The organism is Salinimicrobium oceani, assembly GCF_012037645.1.
This window is the reverse complement of record NZ_JAAVJR010001502.1, coordinates 1-300: the sequence shown is the minus strand read 5'-3', so window position 1 is coordinate 300 and position 300 is coordinate 1. Positions and strand designations below refer to the sequence as shown.

Annotated in this window: 1 pseudogene; it reads left to right on the top strand. The window is 42.0% G+C overall.

Annotated features, from left to right (window positions below):
* Positions 1-300: pseudogene (locus HC175_RS22835) on the top strand (family 43 glycosylhydrolase); the annotation flags it as partial.

Genomic DNA, 300 nt, shown 5'->3' with positions numbered 1-300 from the left:
TCATAAAAACAGGTTTACCGGCTGGATGCTGCTCTCTTACGGCAAAAAAGCAACTGCTAATTCTGTAGTCCCCGATAGTATTCAGCAAACGGTTATTGGGCCGAAAATGGAAGCTGTAACAAGAGAATCCGGAATTCAATACGATGCGTCTAAGCTTGTTGATGAGAACATCAGCACTTTTTGGGTGGCCAATGGGAATAATGATTCGCTGCGGGTAAGCATCGATCTGGGCAGTAAAATGAGAATAAATGCGCTTCAGGTAAATTTTCAGGAATTTAATGCAGATATCTTCGGAAGAAA